The 2,319-nt window shown below is 61.9% G+C and carries 1 tRNA gene; it reads right to left on the minus strand.

Annotation, left to right across the window (positions count from 1 at the left end):
- Positions 1-7: 7 nt before the first annotated feature.
- Positions 8-71 (minus strand) — tRNA-Val (locus tag EP26_RS30530).
- Positions 72-2,319 lie beyond the last annotated feature (2,248 nt).

The following is a 2,319-nucleotide window of genomic DNA, read 5'->3' on the forward strand; positions in this document are numbered from 1 at the left end:
AGCGGCATGGTGGGCAGTGGAAGATTCGAACTTCCGACCAATGGCATGTAAAGCCGCTGCGCCAACTGCCCAGGCCCAAAACAGCATGCAGCAGAGCCGCCGTCGAGAGAGGATGAAGGTCTTTCTGTCGTCCTCAATCCAGACGGCACGGTTCGCCTCCGATGCTACCTGCCGCACGCCGAGACCCATTATCTCGCAGCTGCCTGCGGCAGCTGCCCTCGAACTATCCTGATCGGCGTCGAAGCTGCCATTGAAATGATGGGCTCCGGCGCCGCGACCGTTGGCGAGCTTGGCCGCCGCCTAGTATGCAGCCGCTGCAACCGGCGGATTGAGGGGGTGCGTATCGCGGTGGATAACCGCACCCCGGAGTGGATCAGGCGTGAGGGACGGCTGCCTGAGACCATGGGCATCGTCGTCAGCGGCTAGGTCGTAGCCAGTGGGTTAGACGCAGCACGCTCTGACTTGTACCGGGCAGGGTTATCGCAAGCGATAGATCATAGGCACCGCCTTTAGATGCGGTATTGGAAAGATTGTGATTTGAAACGAGCGGGAGGTTTGGGAACTATTTGGGTGTCCGATCACCCGGCCTAAACGCCGAATGGTAGAGGCCGAAGCTCGTGTCCCACTCGCTTCCTATTGCCGACCAAGCTGCGCTTACGCCGGCCATCCCCGCGGCCAGCCTATCGGCCGTGCTGCTCGCCTATCTCGCCGTTGGGCTCATTCGAGCCGCGGCGGTTGCAGCCTTGTTGTCGCCACTCCTGATTGTATGGCTCGCTTGGTAGCCAGCCATTCTCGCAACTCTTCCCTCTTGAGGACCGGAAGGGGTTCGCGCTGCGAGGGTCTCACAGATGCAGCGAGCGAGCCGGGGTCTAATGGCCCCCTCTCAAATCCTGCATGCGGGGTTATCGCAGGTGAGGCTTCTGGCTTGATGCCTGGTAATAGGCGCCCTCGGCCGCGCCCAGACGGCGGCAGAGACGGCCGTTCGGCGGGATCAAAACAAGCATAATGCGATTGCCGCAGCCCCAGCCGGTGCCTTGCACAAGGCAAGACAGTGGTCGTCAGGATCACCGTCCAACCCTGCCCGCCAGGGCACAAATCATGCGACCAAACTAGTTGTGTAATGAAACTTGTTTCGATTTACGTATTTTGAGGCGCGTTCAAAGAGGGATACGGGTCGTGCGCCATATCCAAAGCCTATTGGCCAATCTCACCAACCCCTTCCTGCTCGCCTATGGTGGGGCTGGCCTCGTATTTTGGTGGACCGGCCTCTAGAGATGACGGAGCCGCAAGGCTCGGTAGGCTTGGCAAGGCATAGGGCCGCTTCAAGACACCGATGCGGCCCATTCCTTTTTCGCCTTAACCCTTCGCCACCTTCGCCCCAGCCCGCATCGCCGCCCCGCACATGGATAGCGGCAGGGTCCGTCCCCATTGCCCATGATGCGGAAACGGCAGCGTGTCAGCGTCGCGGCCAGAGCGGCGGCATGGCGCGCATAGACTCGGCCAGCCGCATAGGTGGCGGTGACCCACTCAAAGCCCGGAGGCAGTATCATGCGCGCTGCCGCCTCGTTAGTCGTGTAAAGTGGCGCCGGGCCGGATCGACCAATTGCTTGATGAAGGGTCTCATCCGCAACGCGGCTGCCAGCTTTGATTACAGCTAGCCAGTCGGCGATGCGGATCAGACGTTCGAAGGTCATCGATCCCGCCACGCCGAGAAGCGCGACCACCAGGGCCGCCGGCCCGCAAGCTGCTTTTCTAGCAGCCGATCTAGCCGTTCGGTCGCTGCCTCTGCCACACGTACGGCTTCCCGCAACGCAGCCGCCTCGCCCTCGGCCCGATCCGCACGGCTCCGCTCAGCGGCAACCAGGGCCAAGGCAGCATCGCGCTCGGCGCGTAGCTTGTCCTCAGCTTCACGGAATGCCGCAACTGCCTCGGCTAAAGCTTTGGTATCGGCCGTCTGTCCGGGTGTTTGAACAGCCGTTTGGACGGCTTTCTGAACGGGTGTTCGAGGTCGTATATGTTCGGACGCATCCTCGGGAACCATAATTAAAGCGCGGCCGTCGTTGCCTCGCTGCCTCCGCCACCGCAAGCGGAGAGCTCGCTGCCTGACTGCCTCGGCCGATAGCCCGAGCGCCTCGCCGGCCTGCTGATAGGTGAGCCATCGGTCCGCCATACGTCATGATGCCCAGCGTTCGTACGGGCGGTCAAACGGGTGTTGGACACCTGTTGGACGGGCGGTTGAGCGATCAGAGCGCTAACACCATGGCAGTGAACTCAAATACGGTCGGCAGGGCAGCTCGCGCTGCCAGACTTACTGCCATC

This window comes from Belnapia moabensis DSM 16746, from assembly GCF_000745835.1.
GTDB classification, from domain to species: Bacteria; Pseudomonadota; Alphaproteobacteria; order Acetobacterales; family Acetobacteraceae; genus Belnapia; species Belnapia moabensis.